Origin of the sequence: Rhodococcus sp. MS13 (genome assembly GCF_013277835.1) — a bacterium.
In the GTDB taxonomy this organism is placed as follows: Bacteria; Actinomycetota; Actinomycetes; order Mycobacteriales; family Mycobacteriaceae; genus Rhodococcus_F; species Rhodococcus_F erythropolis.
The window spans coordinates 293,062-308,582 of record NZ_VBTL01000002.1 but is presented as its reverse complement, the minus strand read 5'-3'; the positions used below and the strand labels follow the sequence as shown (position 1 = coordinate 308,582).

General features: G+C 62.6%; 15 protein-coding genes. 8 read left to right on the top strand and 7 right to left on the bottom strand.

The window, feature by feature from the left end; all coding sequences use genetic code 11:
- Positions 1-36: 36 nt before the first annotated feature.
- Positions 37-1,260 carry a helix-turn-helix domain-containing protein gene (locus tag FEZ59_RS03880; protein ID WP_080908928.1) on the top strand — a complete coding sequence of 408 codons (1,224 nt, stop codon included), beginning with the start codon at positions 37-39 and terminating at the stop codon, positions 1,258-1,260.
- Positions 1,261-1,573: 313 nt separating this feature from the next.
- Here FEZ59_RS03880 and FEZ59_RS03875 read toward each other — a convergent pair whose 3' ends face one another.
- Positions 1,574-1,930: a hypothetical protein gene (locus FEZ59_RS03875; RefSeq protein WP_030534753.1), complete on the bottom strand. Its 357-nt coding sequence runs from the start codon at positions 1,928-1,930 to the stop codon at positions 1,574-1,576.
- Positions 1,931-2,055: 125 nt separating this feature from the next.
- Here FEZ59_RS03875 and FEZ59_RS03870 point away from each other — a divergent pair, with 125 nt between their 5' ends.
- The gene (locus tag FEZ59_RS03870; protein ID WP_003945598.1) at positions 2,056-2,490 is read left to right on the top strand and encodes a cupin; all 435 of its coding nucleotides are present in this window, start codon (positions 2,056-2,058) and stop codon (positions 2,488-2,490) included.
- On the opposite strand, the gene FEZ59_RS03865 is transcribed toward FEZ59_RS03870, so the two are convergent.
- Positions 2,479-3,684 (bottom strand): cytochrome P450, encoded by a 1,206-nt coding sequence (locus FEZ59_RS03865; RefSeq protein ID WP_172932262.1) that lies wholly within the window; start codon positions 3,682-3,684, stop codon positions 2,479-2,481. The two genes, FEZ59_RS03870 and FEZ59_RS03865, sit on opposite strands and share 12 nt — an antisense overlap.
- A 139-nt stretch (positions 3,685-3,823) precedes the next feature.
- On the opposite strand from FEZ59_RS03865, the gene FEZ59_RS03860 reads away from it, so the two are divergent.
- The 3 genes from FEZ59_RS03860 to FEZ59_RS03850 all read left to right on the top strand — a co-directional run bounded on the left by FEZ59_RS03860 (position 3,824) and on the right by FEZ59_RS03850 (position 7,559).
- Positions 3,824-4,684 carry an SDR family oxidoreductase gene (locus FEZ59_RS03860; RefSeq protein ID WP_172932261.1) on the top strand — a complete coding sequence of 287 codons (861 nt, stop codon included), beginning with the start codon at positions 3,824-3,826 and terminating at the stop codon, positions 4,682-4,684.
- Positions 4,681-5,409, top strand: coding sequence for an acetoacetate decarboxylase family protein (locus tag FEZ59_RS03855; protein WP_007734116.1), 729 nt, complete (start codon positions 4,681-4,683; stop codon positions 5,407-5,409). The genes FEZ59_RS03860 and FEZ59_RS03855 overlap by 4 nt, the downstream gene beginning before the upstream one ends.
- Positions 5,410-5,504: 95 nt before the next feature.
- On the top strand, positions 5,505-7,559 hold the full coding sequence (locus tag FEZ59_RS03850) for a neutral/alkaline ceramidase (protein ID WP_134998427.1): 2,055 nt from the start codon (positions 5,505-5,507) through the stop codon (positions 7,557-7,559).
- A gap of 81 nt (positions 7,560-7,640) precedes the next feature.
- On the opposite strand, the gene FEZ59_RS03845 is transcribed toward FEZ59_RS03850, so the two are convergent.
- Positions 7,641-8,837, bottom strand: coding sequence for an MFS transporter (locus tag FEZ59_RS03845; protein WP_134998428.1), 1,197 nt, complete (start codon positions 8,835-8,837; stop codon positions 7,641-7,643).
- A gap of 143 nt (positions 8,838-8,980) precedes the next feature.
- Between FEZ59_RS03845 and FEZ59_RS03840 the strand changes: the two genes are divergently transcribed.
- Positions 8,981-9,427: a MarR family transcriptional regulator gene (locus FEZ59_RS03840; RefSeq protein ID WP_003945852.1), complete on the top strand. Its 447-nt coding sequence runs from the start codon at positions 8,981-8,983 to the stop codon at positions 9,425-9,427.
- Here the strand turns inward: FEZ59_RS03840 and thrS are convergent.
- Complete coding sequence (gene thrS, locus FEZ59_RS03835) at positions 9,424-10,644, bottom strand: threonine--tRNA ligase (protein ID WP_134998429.1); 1,221 nt, start codon at positions 10,642-10,644, stop codon at positions 9,424-9,426. The two genes, FEZ59_RS03840 and thrS, sit on opposite strands and share 4 nt — an antisense overlap.
- Before the next feature lie 330 nt (positions 10,645-10,974).
- Here thrS and FEZ59_RS03830 point away from each other — a divergent pair, with 330 nt between their 5' ends.
- Both FEZ59_RS03830 and FEZ59_RS29920 read left to right on the top strand, forming a co-directional pair.
- Positions 10,975-12,249 (top strand): hypothetical protein, encoded by a 1,275-nt coding sequence (locus tag FEZ59_RS03830; RefSeq protein ID WP_019746908.1) that lies wholly within the window; start codon positions 10,975-10,977, stop codon positions 12,247-12,249.
- A 14-nt stretch (positions 12,250-12,263) separates the two neighbouring features.
- Complete coding sequence (locus FEZ59_RS29920) at positions 12,264-13,088, top strand: Abi-alpha family protein (protein WP_019746907.1); 825 nt, start codon at positions 12,264-12,266, stop codon at positions 13,086-13,088.
- Between the two features lie 63 nt (positions 13,089-13,151).
- On the opposite strand, the gene hsaB is transcribed toward FEZ59_RS29920, so the two are convergent.
- From hsaB to hsaD, 3 genes are read right to left on the bottom strand one after another with little or no spacing between them, the layout of a single operon-like run.
- On the bottom strand, positions 13,152-13,736 hold the full coding sequence (gene hsaB / locus FEZ59_RS03820; RefSeq protein ID WP_003945677.1) for a 3-hydroxy-9,10-secoandrosta-1,3,5(10)-triene-9,17-dione monooxygenase reductase subunit: 585 nt from the start codon (positions 13,734-13,736) through the stop codon (positions 13,152-13,154).
- Entirely contained in the window at positions 13,733-14,635 is a 903-nt protein-coding gene (hsaC, locus tag FEZ59_RS03815; protein ID WP_134998430.1) for an iron-dependent extradiol dioxygenase HsaC, read from the bottom strand. The genes hsaB and hsaC overlap by 4 nt, the downstream gene beginning before the upstream one ends.
- Positions 14,635-15,513: a 4,5:9,10-diseco-3-hydroxy-5,9,17-trioxoandrosta-1(10),2-diene-4-oate hydrolase gene (gene hsaD, locus FEZ59_RS03810; protein ID WP_019746906.1), complete on the bottom strand. Its 879-nt coding sequence runs from the start codon at positions 15,511-15,513 to the stop codon at positions 14,635-14,637. Before hsaD ends, hsaC begins: the two co-directional genes overlap by 1 nt.
- Between the last annotated feature and the right edge of the window lie 8 nt (positions 15,514-15,521).

The window sequence follows — 15,521 nt, the reverse complement described above, 5'->3', positions numbered from 1 at the left end:
GAATTGGTCGTGGGTACCAGTGACTGAGGAGGCAATATGGCGCATTCCCCCGAACCCGGGCCCGCGCACGACGAGCAATGGCAGCACGTGATCGCCCGGGCGCACGCCCGGGCGGCCGGCTTGGCCACCACTCTAAAGACCGACGACCTGCTGCCGCACTCCATGCTGGACGCAGACTTCGTGCCCAGCGTGCAGCTCAACATCGCATTGTTCTTCCGGTCACTCGTCATGGAACACGAACTGACCAGGGAAGACACCCGCCCGATCGTCGAACGAGCGTTGCGACTGATCCGTGACGGCATGTCCCTCGAGGAGATTCTGACCAACTACCGGGTCGGCACCGCATTCCTATGGAGCGAGTCCATCCTGGCCCTCGAACCAGATGAGTACCCGCTATTGCCCAAACTCGGGCTGTGCCTGACCAACTACCTCAATCTGGTGGTCACACACATCGCCACCACCCTGATCGAGGACAGCCGGCAGCCACGCTGGGACATCCTGGAACGCCAAGGCGAGATCGCCGCCGACCTGCTCGCTGGACGCGAGGTCAGCGGATGGACGGGCGCACCCGAGATCCCCATCGCGGAATCGTTCATCGTTGCCGCGGTACGACTCGGTCAACCGGCGCCCGGCACCCTCACCGCCCTCCGCGACCGGCTCGGGCTGCTCCCGGGCACCTTCCTCTACCGCGACAACGGCGGTTGGATCGCGCTCGTCCCCCTGCGCCCGGGCGACGAACGCGATCCGGCGTCGGCGTTAGCCAGCCGAATCGTACTGTCCAACAGTGCCATTCAGTCTGAATTCTGGATTGGGGTCGCGACCGCACTTACGCGGGCGGACATCCCCGGGGCCTATGCCGAAGCACGGACCGTCGCCGAGACCGCCCGCGCCCTCGGCCGGGCTGAAACGGTCTGCACCCGAAATCGCATGATATTCGAGTATTCCGTGGCTGCGGGCGGACCCACGCTGACGGCTCTGGCAGCGTTACTCGATCCCCTTGCCGATCATCCTGCGCTGCTGGAGACGCTCGATGCGTTCATCGACAGCGAGTTCAACCACAACGTCTCCGCCCAGGCACTGTTCATCCATCGCAACACAGTTACCTACCGGCTCTCCCGCATCGCCGAACTCACCGGCTATGACCCGCTACTGCCCAGCGGCGTCTCCACTCTCATGGCCGCACGGGTCGGCCAGCGCATCGTTACTTACTCTGCTCACACCGCGAATCCTCACCGGCGCCGCTCCGATCCTGCGGTCTGAGTTTTCAGAAGCTATTGGAGCCGAAGCAACTACTTTGGCGGGCTTCGGAGACTCGCCCGAAGCCCACCAAAGTGGCGGCGCACGTCCCGCCAATCTTCGCTGCATCTCGACAGGCCATCGGTGCTGAAGTTCTTTGCCCCGGATACCACCGAAAGAAATGCCGATTCGAGCGGCCACTTGCCGAGAGGCGCAAGACGAGCACCGACGCTGTGAAGCCGCTGGACACCTTTTCGGTGCCGGCGGCTTTGTCCATGCCGTATCGCAATTGCAGGTAGGCGGGACGGGCGCCCACAGAGTTCCCGCTTTTGGCGAACTATTGGCCGAAGTTGAACCTGAGATTCGCATTTATCAAGGTGTTGAGCCGCTTTCGCATCCGCACGACCTCCGCCTCGGACGGTATCGGATCTTCGAGGAAAAGCGTCCAACGCAGCATCGTGCTGTTTCCGACCGCCTCGATGTCGAATCGGATGACGGCGTCGGGGCGGTCCGGCCAGATCGACGACCAGATCACCAGCCCCGGTTCTTCAGCCCTGACGATCTCCGGTGCGATCTCGCTCTCGAGAAGTTCCAGCCAGTGCCGGGCGGGCTGGCGGTACGGATCGATCAATGCCTCGAACATGAAGCGCGCAGGCGGCGGCTGGCTCCGGCGCCTCGTCGCGACTTGCTGCATGGCACGAGCGTAACCGCCTCTCAAGGGCATACCTCTGCCTTCGCAGTGCTGGATCCACGAAAACTGGGATAAACCGGGCATCGACGGAGGACACTCAGGAGCACATCCGTCTGGGAGGGCCGCTCATGCGTAAACGCCATCAGGTTCTGCTTGCAGTGTCCGCAGCGATCGGGCTGTCTCTGACGCCGATCAATGCGTCGGCAACACCGAGCACGGGAGTACACGGTGAAATTCTCGGGCAGGTGACTTTCGACGGCAAGGACTACATCCTGCGTCAGATCACCATCGACCCCGGCGGTTCCACCGGTTGGCACTTCCACGACGGGACGCTCTACGCACTGATCGCGCAGGGCACGTTGAGCCACTACCGATCCGATTGCTCCGTCGACGGGATCTACAGCGCCGGAAATACTTTGATCGAACCGAGCGGTTCAGATCATGTGCACATCGGAAACAACTCGCAGACAACACCATTGGTACTCGAGGTCGTCTACGTCAATCCGGCGGGCAGCCCCCTCTCCGAAGATGCTGCGCCTCCCAACTGCCAACTACCCGGCTGACGGCGCCGAAGCGGTAAACCGCACCGGCATCGATTCGAGACCGGACACGAAGTTGGCGGCACGCCGCTGCAACGGCGCGTCGGTGGCAAGTGCCATTCCCGGCAGCCTGGCGAAGAGTTGCTCGAACATGATCCGTCCCTCGAGCCTGGCCAGCTGATTACCCAGACAGAAATGCGTTCCGAAGCCGAAGGCCACGTGTGGATTCGGTGTGCGGCCGGTATCGAACCGTTCGGCGTTCAGGAACACGGACTCGTCGAAATTCGCCGATTCGAAGAGCAGCAGCATCTTCTCACCTGCCTTCAACTGCGCACCGAAGAAATCGGTATCACGGGTCAGAGTTCGAGCCATGTTCTTGATCGGCGAGGACCACCGCAACATCTCCTCCATTGCCAAGGGAATGGCATCGGGATCGTCGGCCAGCGCTCGATGCTGGTCCGGATGGCGCAGCAGCTGCTCCATGCCGCCGCTCAGGACGTGCCGTGTGGTCTCGTCACCGCCGATGAGTATCAGTAGGGACTCGTTGACGATTTCCTGATCGGAGAGGGCCTCGCCGTCGACCGCACTGTGAATCAATGTGCTCACCAAATCGTCGGCCGGCTCGCTCCTCCGCTCGGCAATGGTTCGCATCATGTACGCGGTGAAGTCGACATACGCAGCCATCATGGCCTGCAGTTGCTCCTGGGAAGCGTTGCTTCCCAATGCCTTCACCAGATCATCCGACCACCGCAGAAACAACGCGCGTTCCTCGGGACGGACACCCAACATGTCGCCGATGACGGCCATGGGAAGTGGTGCGGCCAGGTCTGCGACGAAGTCGGCTTCTCCTTTCTCACAGACGGCGTCGATCAGTTGATCGCAGATCTCCCGGATACGGCCGGCCTTGGCTTCGACCTTCTTACGTGTGAAACCCGCGTTGACCAAGCGTCGACGCGTGAGGTGCTGCGGGTCGTCCATGTCGATCATCTGCGGCAACGGACCCGTTTCGGGGCGGATGCCGCCGGCGTTGGAGAACAGTTCGGGATCCCGCTCGGCTGCGACGACGGCGTCGTAGCTCGCGGCCGCGGTGATTCCGTTGGCGTCGTCTCGGTACACGGGCTCGTGATCACGCATCCAGGCGTATGCGTCGCGCACATTCCCGAGGTCTCCGCTGTAGAAGCGTCCGTCGATCAAATCGAAGGTCGGTCTGGTAGCCATCACTCCACCTCTCGCACAACCCTTGCCTCAATAAGTAGAACCTGTTCCTATATAGCGTGGGGCGTTTTCACCGAAGCCGAACCGGAAAACCTCCAGAATCTGCACGCGAGCCCGCCGGAGCAACGACCAGGAGACACGCATGGACGACGACACCGCCTCAGCGGGCATACCCACTTTCGCCGGCACATCGATACTGGTGACCGGCGGCGGTAGTGGCATCGGCCTGGGCATCGCTCGTTCGCTGGTTGCGTCTGGCGCTCACGTCACGATCTGCGGACGCAACAAGGAGAAACTCGAAGCTTCCGCCGAATCGATCCGTCAGTCGAGTCAGGAAGGATCGGTCAGCGTCTCCCCTACCGATGTCACAATCGAAGCAGACGTCGTCGCCACTGTCGCCGCGGCGGTCTCCGTCACCGGAAAGCTCGACGGAGTGGTGGCCTGCGCCGGCGGGAACGAAACCATCGCCCCGGTCACGCAACTCGACATCGACGCGTGGCGCCGCACCGTCGACCTCAACGTCACGGGGACCATGCTGACGATCAAGCACGGCGCTCGGGCGCTGGTGGCAGGCGGCGGTGGATCCATCGTCGCGATCTCGTCGATCGCCAGCAGCAACACACATCGCTGGTTCGGCGCGTACGGTGTCTCGAAGTCCGGCGTCGACCACCTGGTGCAATTGGCGGCAGACGAACTGGGCGCCAGCAACATTCGTGTCAATGCGATCCGGCCGGGTCTGACCCGAACGGATCTGGTCGCGCTCATCACCGACGGTGGCCCCATCCTGGACGATTACCTGGCCAACACTCCGCTCGAACGCGTCGGCGAGGTCGAGGACGTCGCCGGACTCGCTTCCTTCCTCCTCGGACCGCAGTCCACCTGGATCACCGGGCAGATCATCAACGTTGACGGAGGCCAAATGCTGCGCCGCGGACCGGATTTCCGCTCGATGCTCGAACCCGTCTACGGATCCGACGGGCTCCGCGGGGTGGTCGCGCCATGAGCTACACGATTCTGGGCAAGAAGGTCGAGATGCCCGTCGAAGTTCGCACCGCGTCTGCCTTCATGGCGTTGTACTCGGTACCCAGCGCAACCGCGCAGTCGATCATCGATTACACCGGCTTGACCGTGCTCCAGTACCGTCCCGGCCGGGCGCTGTGCGGCCTGGTTTTTGTCGACTACATCGACGGGGATCTGGGGCCGTACAACGAATTCGGAGTGACGTACATGGTACGCAGCCACACTGCGCCTCCCGAAACCTCGGTGCTGGGAGATCTACGTTCGCTCGCTGCCGGAACTGCAGGGGCACTCATTCACGAGTTGCCGGTGGACGGAGAGTTCACCAAGGCCGCCGGCCGGGAAATCTGGGGATTCCCGAAGGTGCTCGCCGAGTTCGACACCGAGCACGTCGGCTCGGTCAAGCGCGGATCCGTCTCGCGCGACGGCAAACTCATCACACAGTTGAGTGTGAAGTCCGGCGTCAGCGTGCCTGGCGGCGGAGCCAACATGTCGTTGGCCGCGTACTCGCATCTCGACGGCGCAACCAGGTGCACGTCGTGGGACATGGCGCCGACCGGCGTCAAATCGCGCCCTGGTGGAGCAGAGGTTCAGCTGGGTAGTCACCCGATGGCGGCGGAGCTTCGGAAACTGGGACTCCCCCGCCGGGCCCTGATGACCACGACCATCAAAAACCTGGCGATGACGTTCGGGGAGGCGACAACGATCTGAGTGTCGGCCGACGGCACCCCTTTCGGTCACGTGTGACTCGGGCTACACTCCTGGACGGTTGACCAACTCACGTCAGACCGCCCGAAAGGACACTCGTGCAGATCACCCGACGCACCGTACTGGCAGGCGCTGCCGCCGCACCTGCGCTCGCCGCTCTGTCGACGAACCACGCCGTCGCAGCTTCGCCGGCACGCACCGTTTCACCCGCACGTACCGACAAGTCGTCGTCGTTGCAGGTGGGCGTCGGGATCTCCGATGTGACCGGACCGGTCGCCGAGGTCGGCATGATGGGCTACTCGAGCTTCGACCAACGCGCCGAAGGACTGCACCAGCGAATGCGCGCACGCGCCTTCATCTTCGAGTCCGGCGGGTCACGGGTCGCCTACGTGTGCGTCGACAACTGCATGATCTTCCAGTCCGTTCACGACGAGGTCCTACGCCGGCTGGCTGGGAAATTCGGCGACATCTACACCGAACGCAACGTCATGTTGACGGCCATCCATTCACACGCGGCATGTGGCGGGGCCTCGCACAACTACGCGTACAACCTCGCAGTTCTCGGCTTCGAACTGCAGGTGTTCGAAGCCGAGGTCAACGGCATGGTCGAGGCGATCAGCGCTGCCCACGAGAACCTGGCGCCGGGCTCCGTCCGTTTCGGGCGGTCCGATCTCACCGATGCCAGCGTCAACCGATCACGAGTGGCGTTCGACCTCAACCCCGAAGAGGACAAGGCCTACTACCCCGGTGGCAACGATCACCACATGCGTGTCATGCGGATCAGTCGGGGCAGCAAGGACATCGGGGCGATCAACTGGTTCGCCACCCACTGCGCCTCGCTCACGAACGAGAACCATCTCATCTCCGGGGACAACAAGGGCGCCGCGGCGTACTTCTGGGAGCACGACGACCGGGGTGTGCGCTACCTCGACGGCGACACCAGCTTCATTGCCGCTTTTCCGCAGACCAACAGCGGCGACATGTCACCGAACCTCTTCCTCGAGCCCGGACGCGGACCGACCGAGGACGAATTCGAGAATGCACGCATCATCGGGCTGCGCCAGGTTGCGGCGGCTCAAACTGCCTTCGATTCGGCCTCCGAAACCGTCACTGGTGGTGTCGACAGTCGGATCATGTACCTGGACATGGCAAATCAGGTGGTGAGCGGAAGATTCACCCCGGACGGGCGCGAGCACCGCACTGCTCCGGCAGCGATCGGTGCGGCAATGAGCGCCGGAAGCGTCGAGGACGGGCCGGCAATTCCGATCTTCCCCGAAGGCACCCGAAACCCCATGATCGACGCCTTGGGCGGCATGGATGCTCCTGTGCCTCAATGGCTTCAAGATGCACAGGCACCCAAGCTCGTAGTCGTTCCGGTCGGCCTGTTGCCACCGGGCGGATGGGTGCCGAACGTACTGAAGATCCAGATCCTGCGGATCGGCCAGTTCTACATCGTCGGTGGCCCTGCGGAATTCACCATCGTCTCCGGATTACGAGTGCGTCGAACCGTCGCCGAGGAGCTTGGAGTTCCCCTCGAGAACGTCATCTTCCAGGGCTACGCGAACTCGTACTCGAGCTACTGCACCACGCCACAGGAATACGATTCGCAGCAGTACGAGGGCGGCTCGACGATGTTCGGCCGTTACACACTGCCGGCCTATCAACAGGGGTACGCCGCTCTCGCAGCCGCGATGCGCGACGGCACCGAACCTCCTCGCGGCCCCGCGCCGGCCGACCTGTCCGGGTTCCAACCCAGCTTCGGACCTGGCGTCGACTTCGACGAGCCCTTGCCGGGAACACAATTCGGCGATGCGACCGTCCAGCCCGGCGACGGCTCACCGGGTGCACAGGTTGCCGTCGAGTTCGTCACCGGCCACCCCAAGAACGACACTCACCGAAACGGGACCTTCTACGAGATCCAGCGAAATACCGGCGGATCCTGGACACGGGTCGCCGACGACAACGACTGGTCCACCAAACTGCACTGGCGCCGGGTCGGGAGCAACGGTTCGGTCGTTCGCATCACGTGGGATGTTCCGGCCGATACTCCGGCGGGTACGTATCGAGTCCAACACTTCGGTGCGTCGAAGGCTCGGGGTAGCGGCGCGATTTCGCCGTTCTCCGGGGTGACCGCCGAATTCCGCCTCACCTGACCCGCGTGAACGTATCGCTCCCCTTGTTGGACAAGGGGAGCGATACGTTCACGCGATGGGATCAGAGCGCAATGGCCACGTTCAGGCGGCGGTCGGGTGCAGCGAGATGCTCGACGTCGACTGCTCTGACGCTGCCGGGCGGTCGATCTTCGCCGCGACGATCAGGACCAGCAGACCGGCGACGGTGACCGCCGCCCCCATCCAGATCGGGGAGGTGAAGCCGAGTCCCGCGGCGATGGTGATTCCGCCCAGCCATGCCCCGAGCGCGTTGCCGACGTTGAAGGCGGCAATATTTGCACCCGACGCCATGGTCGGTGCGGCCGACGCGTAGTTCATGATCCGCATCTGCAACCCGGGTACCGTCGCAAAACCGAAGGCGCCCATGAAGAACAGTGAGATCACGGTCATGACCTTGCTCTCGGCGGTGGCGGCGAACACGATCAGAACGACGGTCAGGATCGCGAGAATCCAGACCAGCGACTTCGTCAGCGAGCGGTCGGCCGCTTTGGCTCCGAGGAAGTTACCGACGAACAGGCCCGAGCCGAAGAGGATGAGCAGCCACGGAACGCTGGACGTCGCGAAGCCGGTGACCTCGGTGAGGGTGAAGGCGATGTAGGTGAAGGCTCCGAACATTCCGCCGTAGCCGAGGATGGTGATGGCGATCGAGAGCCATACCTGCTTGTTGCGGAATGCCCCCAACTCTCCGCGCAATCCGCCGCCGGTCGTGCTGGCGGGCGTCGTCGGGACGAGTGCTGCAATTCCGATGAGCGCGATGACGCCGATGACGGTGATGGCCCAGAACGTCGAGCGCCATCCGAGTTGCTGGCCCAGCAGAGTGCCGAACGGAACGCCGAGAACGTTGGCGATGGTCAGGCCCGCGAACATCATCGCGATGGCGCCGGCACGCTTGTTGGGCGCCACCATGTCGGCGGCAACCACCGAACCGATCCCGAAGAACGCACCGTGGCACAGTGCCGCGACGATGCGTCCGCCCATCATGACCTCGTAGGAGGGCGCGAGCGCGGACATCAGGTTGCCGATGATGAACAGCAATATGAGCGAGAGAAGGACCTTCTTGCGCTCGAAGCGGGTGACGGCAGCGGTCAGGAGGATCGCGCCGATCGCCACCGACAGTGCGTAGCCCGAGATCAGGTAGCCCGCGACGGACTCGGTGACCTCGAAATCAGCCGAGACCTCGGGCAGGAGGCCCATGATGACAAATTCGGTGAGGCCGATCCCGAACCCGCCCATAGCGAGGGCAATGAGACCCAATGGCATCTCGATGTTCCTTTCACAGATTTACGCGTAAGCCGTTAGCGGGCGTGTGCAGTAGTTGCAGGCGCGCTATAAATAGTTGCACGCGCGCGCTACATGCGCAAGCTGGTAACCTGGAGTCGCAGGAAATGGACAAGGAGAATCACATGGGGATCGCCGACGACGCAGTCGAAATCCGTTCGCAAGGGTGGCGCACGCTCGCAGCACTGCACGGCGCCCTCGACACCGAACTGGAACGCGCGCTCCAGCGTGAGCACAAACTGTCCGTCGTCGAATACACCGTGCTCGACGCACTGAGCCGCCAGGATGGCTGGCACATGCGTATGGCCCAACTGGCTCGCGCTGCCGCACTGAGCAGCAGCGCCACGACGCGCTTGGTCAATCGGCTCGAAGATCGAGGACTACTGACGCGCATCCTGTGCGCCGACGACCGTCGAGGCATCTACACCGAACTGACGCCGGCCGGCCGCGAACTTCTCGAAAGCGCACGGCCGACGCACGACGCCACCCTCGAGGCCGCACTCGACGAGGCATGCAAAACGCCCGAACTCGCGCCACTGGTGCGCGCGCTCCACGAACTACCCGTCGGCTAGAAGCCTGCCGGAAGCAGGGCACGCTCTTCGATGCCCGAGACCACCTGAGCGACAAACACACTCGCATCGACGACCGCCCGCCCACCACGCGCGGGGACCAGAACGTCGACGGTGCCGCCGTGCACCTCGTTGTCCCCGATCACCGCGATGTACGGGTCACGGTGAGTGCGTGCCTCGCGGATGCGACGTCCCAACGATCCGTCAGGCGCGATCGCCACTCGAACATCGCGAGCCTCGAGATCGGCCCGCAAACGCTCGGCCTCAACCTGGTGCCGGTCGCCGACGGGCAGAATCGAGACTTGGTTGGGTGCCAGCCACGGCGGCATCCGCCCTTCGAACCTTTCGATCAAAAGCGCAGTCATGCGTTCCATCGACCCGAGCAAGCCCCGATGGATCATGACGGGGCGAGCCTTGGATCCGTCCTCAGCGGTGTACTCGAGGTCGAACCGCTCCGGTTGATTGAAGTCGAGTTGCACGGTCGAGAGTGTTTCCTCGCGGCCGTGCGCGTCTCGCACCTGGACGTCGATCTTGGGACCGTAGAACGCTGCCTCCCCCTTCGCTTCCACGTACTCGATCGAGCGTGCATTCAGCGCCTCGCGAAGGTGATCCTCGGCGTCCGCCCAGTGCTCGTCGGTGCCGAGGTACTGCCCCTCTCCCCCTCTGATCGAGAGGCGGTACTCCCGTTCGGCAATCCCCAGAGTCGAGTAGCAGCGCTCGATCGCGTCGAGCGCGACGATCACTTCCGCTTGCACTTGTTCACGACTACAGAAGACATGTGCGTCGTCGAGATTGATCTGTCGGACTCGACTCAATCCGCTGAGAACTCCGGAGAGTTCGCTACGGAACATCGAGCCGAGTTCACGAACGCGGAAAGGTAGCTCGCGATAACTACGACCGCGAGCGGCGAATACCTGAGCGTGATGAGGACAGTTAGCCGGACGAAGGAGAAATGACTCTCCGCCTATCTTCATTTCGGGGAACATGTCTTCCGAGAACTTGGACCAATGACCAGATCTCTCGTACAACTCTTTCTTCGCCATAACCGGGGTATAGACACCCTGACAACCGGAGCGCGCTGCTTGTTCGGCGGCGAACTTTTCGAGTTCGTTCCTGATGACGGCGCCGTCCGGTAACCAGAGCGGAAGGCCGGCTCCGACTATGGGGGTGGTGGCGAAAAACTCCAGTTCGCGCCCGAGTTCGCGGTGGTCAACGCTCATGAGAGCTCTCCAAATCGTTCAAGGGGAGACGCACACGGAGCGACGAAACAGGAAAGCCCCGGGGCGATAACTCCCGGGGCTGAAAGGGTTCGGTCAGCAGTTGCTAAACGATGCGCCGGAAGAGAACCGGCGTCGTCGTGTTGTGCGCAATACTGACCATGTACGTGAGGTTACATCAACTTCCTACCCACCTACAGCCCGAATTGTCGGGCCTCTATGCTGACGCAACTGGGAAGGCGCAGCAGTAGCCAACGAAACACCCACGAAGAGCGAAGTTTCGGCAATCATGTCCGAACGTGAGGTTCTCGGATATGAGGAGGATGTGCGACGGTGCCGGACCACTTGCTCGAACAGTTGATCACCATTCCTTTGTTCACCGGAATCATCGGGTACATCACCAATTGGTCGGGCGTCCTGATGCTGTTTGCGCCGATCAACTTCCACGGGATCAAAGTGCCCGGCCTCAAACTGCTCTTCCCGTTCCTCCCCCGACGCGTCCAGGTGATCCCCGCGATCACCAGCGACGGCAGATTCGGTTGGCAAGGCATCGTCCCCTCGCGGGCGGAGAAGATGGCGTCGATCGCCGTCGACAAATCCCTCGCGAAAGTCGGCAGCATCGCCGATTTCTATCGCGTCCTGGACCCGGACAGCATCGCCGAGCACTTGGTGAACATCTCCCGCAGTGAAGTGCGCGGCGTGGTCACCAGAATCATGACGGCCGAGAATCCTCAGCTGTGGCACAACCTTCCGACGTCGGTGAAGGAAGCCGTCTTCCGCAAGGTGGAGGACGATCTGCCGGCCAGCGTGCGCATGATCACCGACCGCATCGAAGAGGACATCGACGAGTTCATCGACGCGAAGCTGATGGTGATCCGCTACCTCTCCTCGCATCCCAAACTGCTCAACGACATCTTCCGCACGATGGGCAACAAAGAGCTCAGGTTCATGCAGAACTTCGGCTTCTACTTCGGGTTCCCGATGGGCTTCGTGCTCGTTGGAATCCTCCATCTGGTTCCGCAGTGGTGGGTGCTTCCCATCGGTGGTGTGATCATCGGATACATCGTGAACTACCTCGGCATCACGATGATCTTCGAGCCGATCACCCCCAGCCGTTGGGTGCCGTGGCGGCAGGGACTTTTCCTGAAACGCCGCACCGAGATCATCGCCGGGTACGCAAAAACCCTGGCCGATCACGTCGTGACGCTCGAGAACATCGGCACCGAACTCCTCGAAGGTCCCCGCTCGGACCGAACGCGGCGGATGCTCGATCAGGTACTGCGCGAATCCGTCGACGACGCCGCCGGCTGGGCAAAGTCGGTGGTCAAGATGACCGTCGGTTCGCAGAGCTACAAGCGTCTGCCCGGCCTGGCCACCACCGAAGTGCTCGATCTGTACCCAAGGGTCTTCGAGGACGCGGAGTTCGCCGAGAGCCAGTCGGAGAAGATTCGTGTCTTCGTCACCGAACGCATGAGCATCCTTTCACCGGAAGATTTCAGTGAACTACTACGCTCAGCCGTCAAACAGGACGAGTGGCTGTTGTTCGTACACGGGGCCGTGCTGGGCTCGTTTGCCGGTTTCCTGCACCTCGCAATATTCGGAGTATGAGTCGGAGTATGAGTATGAGTGAGCACGACCATCGCCTGATCGTCGAAGCGGAATCGTACGACTGGGCTGCGGACATCGCGCCGGTCGAATCCGTCGAAAAGCGTCTGATCCGCAGCCTTGTCGGGCTGACTGCCACGACAACGCTCACGTCGATCAAGCTGACGGGTTGGGCTTTCGGAACGGCGAAGGAGGCGACGCGGCAGATCGTTCAGGCTGCCGCCGAAGCCGCGGCAGAGGCCGCTGAATCGGCCAATGTTCAATCCGAACGTCGGGCCGAGAACTCCAACGGAGACGGCTCGCGGACCGAGAACCTACGGGCAGCAATGGCAACTCGTACCAATCGCAAACAGAGCGTCGAGGCCACTCTCGCGGCGCTGCGGGCACGCGGCGACAGGTTGCTGGACCGTTCCGCGGACGTGACCGATCGCGACGATCTGCACCCGGCCTACGACCGGATCCTCGACGAGATCGCGCCGGACGAAGCTCGAATTCTTCGGTTGCTGGCCACTTCAGGTGCGCAACCGAGCGTGGACGTACGTACGGCGCGGCCGTTCGGCGTCGGCTCGGAGATGATCGACGAGGGGCTGTCGATGATCGGAGAACTGGCGGGATGTCGCCATCTGGACCGCATCAGCGCGTACCTGAACAACCTGCATCGGCTCGGTTTGGTGGCGTTCTCACGAGAGCCCGTCGAGGCCGACCGGTACCAGGTGGTCGAGGTCCAGCCGTCGGTAATCGAGGCGGTCAAGCGAGCCGGACGATCCAACAAGATAGTGCGTCGTAGCATCCTGCTGACGCCGTTCGGTGACGACTTCTGTCATACCTGTTTTTCTCTGTAGGGCCTCCGGCCCCGTGAGTGGTTAAGGAGCCCCTGGACTCCTTAACCACTCACGGGGTTGCCCCTACAGCCAGGTATCTTCTGTCGTGGTCGTCAGGAACGCTTCCAGATCGTCACGCCAGGTAGCCGGAACAGTCTTGTCCGGCTCGATGCCCGTGTACTGCCCGCGATAGAAGAGCAGCGGGCGTTCGGTCTTGATCTCACTCATCGACGACACACGGCCGAAGACGACGTAGTGATCGCCGCCGTCGTGGACGGTTTCCACCGTGCAGTCGATGTGCGCGAGCGACTTGTCGATGATCGGTGACCCCAACGGTGATGGCGTCCAATCGATGCCCGCGAACTTGTCCGGCTCACGCGACCCGAAACGAGCACACACCGCCTGCTGTTCCTCCGCCAACACGTTGACGGCGAACTTCCCGGTCCGCTCGATTGCCGCCCACGACCGAGAACCCTTGGTGGGGCAGAACAACACCAAAGGTGGGTCGAGTGACAGGGCAGCGAAAGACTGACACGCGAACCCGACCGGCTCACCGTCGTCGACTGTCGTGATGATGGTGATACCCGTGCAGAATTGCCCGAGAACCGTGCGGAACTGGCGTGGATCGATCGCCTGCTCCGCACTCACCGACGCGTCGGGCGAACTCACGGCTTCATTCCCACCGTGAAGTCGTGACCCCACAGGCTCACGGCCGTGCTTTCCCTCGCGATCCAGTTTTCGTCCTCGACCTCTAGCCCCTCACAACCGAATTCGATGTCGAACCCGCCTGGAGTCTTCATGTAGAACGAGAGCATCTCGTCGTTGACGTGGCGACCGAGAGTCGCCGACATCTTGACCTTCTTGCGCAGTGCCCGGTCGAGGCACAGTCCGACGTCGTCGGAGTTCTCCACCTCGAGCATCAAATGCACGATGCCCGTCGGGTTGGGCAACGGCAGGAACGCCAAGCTGTGGTGACGCGGGTTGCAGCCGAGGAACCTCAGCCACGCCGGGTCGGCGTCCGCGGGCCGGCCGACCATCTGCGGAGGCAGACGCATCGAATCGCGAAGCTTGAATCCGAGTACGTCGCGGTAGAACCGCAGCGAAGCATCGTCGTCGTCGGTGGTGAGCACGACGTGGCCGAGGCCCTGCTCGCCCGTCACGAACCTGTGCCCGTACGGGCTCACGATCCGGCGGTGTTCGAGAGCAGCGCCGTGGAACACCTCGAGGGAGTTGCCCGAGGTGTCCTCGAACGCGATCATCTCGACGACGCGACGGTCCTTGAGCTGCTCCGCCGTGCCTTCCTTGAACGGAACACCGGCTGCCGACAACCTGTCACGGATATCCTGCAGCTCAGCGGCATTCGCGGTTTCCCAACCCGAGACGAGCAGACGGTCCGTGTCGTTCGGAACGATGACAAGACGCGCCGGGAAGTCGTCCATACGCAGATACAGCGATTCCGCGTCGACGCCCTTGCCCTCGATCATTCCGAGGATCTTGAGTCCGTATTCGCGCCACGCAGCCATGTCTGTGGCCCCGATGCGCATGTACGCCAGAGATCGAATACCCATCATTTACCTCCGTCGAGCAGGAAGTCGGTTGCGAGCCGGTTGAATTCGTCGAACTTCTCGAGCTGCGCCCAGTGACCGCAACCGCCGAAGACGTGGAGTTGCGCGCGCGGGATCATCTTGAGCGCAACCAGTGCGCCGTCGAGGGGGTTGACCCGATCCTCACGGCCCCAGATCAGCAACACACGCTGACGGAGCTTGTACGCCTCGCGCCAGAGCATGCCGAGCTCGAAGTCACCGCTGGAGAAGGACTTACCCATCGCCTTGGCCGCAGCCAGCGACTCGGGAGTGCTGGCGGCAGCAAAGCGTTCGTCGACGAGTTCCGGCGTGATCAGCTTCTGATCGAAGACCATGATCCGCAAGAACGCTTCGAGGTTCTCCCGCGTGGGCTGGTAGCTGAACTTCCCGAGGTTCTTGACGCCCTCGGTGGGGTCCGGCGCAAACAGGTTGACACTCAGACCGCCGGGGCCCATCAGAACGAGTCGACCCGCACGGTCCGGGTAGTCGAGTGCAAAACGAACAGCAGCGCCACCACCGAGCGAATTACCCAGCAGATCAACGCGACCGGTGATCTCGAGCGTATCCAGAAGATCATTGAGCGCCGACGCACTGTGCACGAAGTACTGCGGATGCTCCGTCGGCTTGTCGGACTGCCCGTAACCGGGCTGATCGACGGCGATGACGTGAAAGTTCTTCGCCAACACCGGAATGTTGCGGGCGAAGTTCGACCACGACGACGCGCCTGGGCCACCGCCGTGCAGCAGCACGATGGTCTTGTCGTTTCCGACGCCTGCCTCGTGGAAGTGCAGTTTCAGATCGGGGCGCACTTGCGCGAACCGCGAAGTGGACTCGTAGGTGAGAGCTTCTTCGGTGGTTGTCACTGAGCCTC

Excerpts from the sequence above, each read along its gene's own strand:
- FEZ59_RS03840 (WP_003945852.1), top strand. The coding sequence starts at position 8,981 with ATGGGGATCGCCGACGACGCAGTCGAAATCCGTTCGCAAGGGTGGCGC.
- FEZ59_RS03845 (WP_134998428.1), bottom strand. The coding sequence starts at position 8,837 with ATGCCATTGGGTCTCATTGCCCTCGCTATGGGCGGGTTCGGGATCGGC.
- FEZ59_RS29920 (WP_019746907.1), top strand. The coding sequence starts at position 12,264 with ATGAGTGAGCACGACCATCGCCTGATCGTCGAAGCGGAATCGTACGAC.
- FEZ59_RS03865 (WP_172932262.1), bottom strand. The coding sequence starts at position 3,684 with ATGGCTACCAGACCGACCTTCGATTTGATCGACGGACGCTTCTACAGC.
- FEZ59_RS03875 (WP_030534753.1), bottom strand. The coding sequence starts at position 1,930 with ATGCAGCAAGTCGCGACGAGGCGCCGGAGCCAGCCGCCGCCTGCGCGC.
- FEZ59_RS03870 (WP_003945598.1), top strand. The coding sequence starts at position 2,056 with ATGCGTAAACGCCATCAGGTTCTGCTTGCAGTGTCCGCAGCGATCGGG.
- FEZ59_RS03880 (WP_080908928.1), top strand. The coding sequence starts at position 37 with ATGGCGCATTCCCCCGAACCCGGGCCCGCGCACGACGAGCAATGGCAG.
- FEZ59_RS03860 (WP_172932261.1), top strand. The coding sequence starts at position 3,824 with ATGGACGACGACACCGCCTCAGCGGGCATACCCACTTTCGCCGGCACA.
- thrS (WP_134998429.1), bottom strand. The coding sequence starts at position 10,644 with ATGAGCGTTGACCACCGCGAACTCGGGCGCGAACTGGAGTTTTTCGCC.
- FEZ59_RS03855 (WP_007734116.1), top strand. The coding sequence starts at position 4,681 with ATGAGCTACACGATTCTGGGCAAGAAGGTCGAGATGCCCGTCGAAGTT.
- hsaC (WP_134998430.1), bottom strand. The coding sequence starts at position 14,635 with ATGGGTATTCGATCTCTGGCGTACATGCGCATCGGGGCCACAGACATG.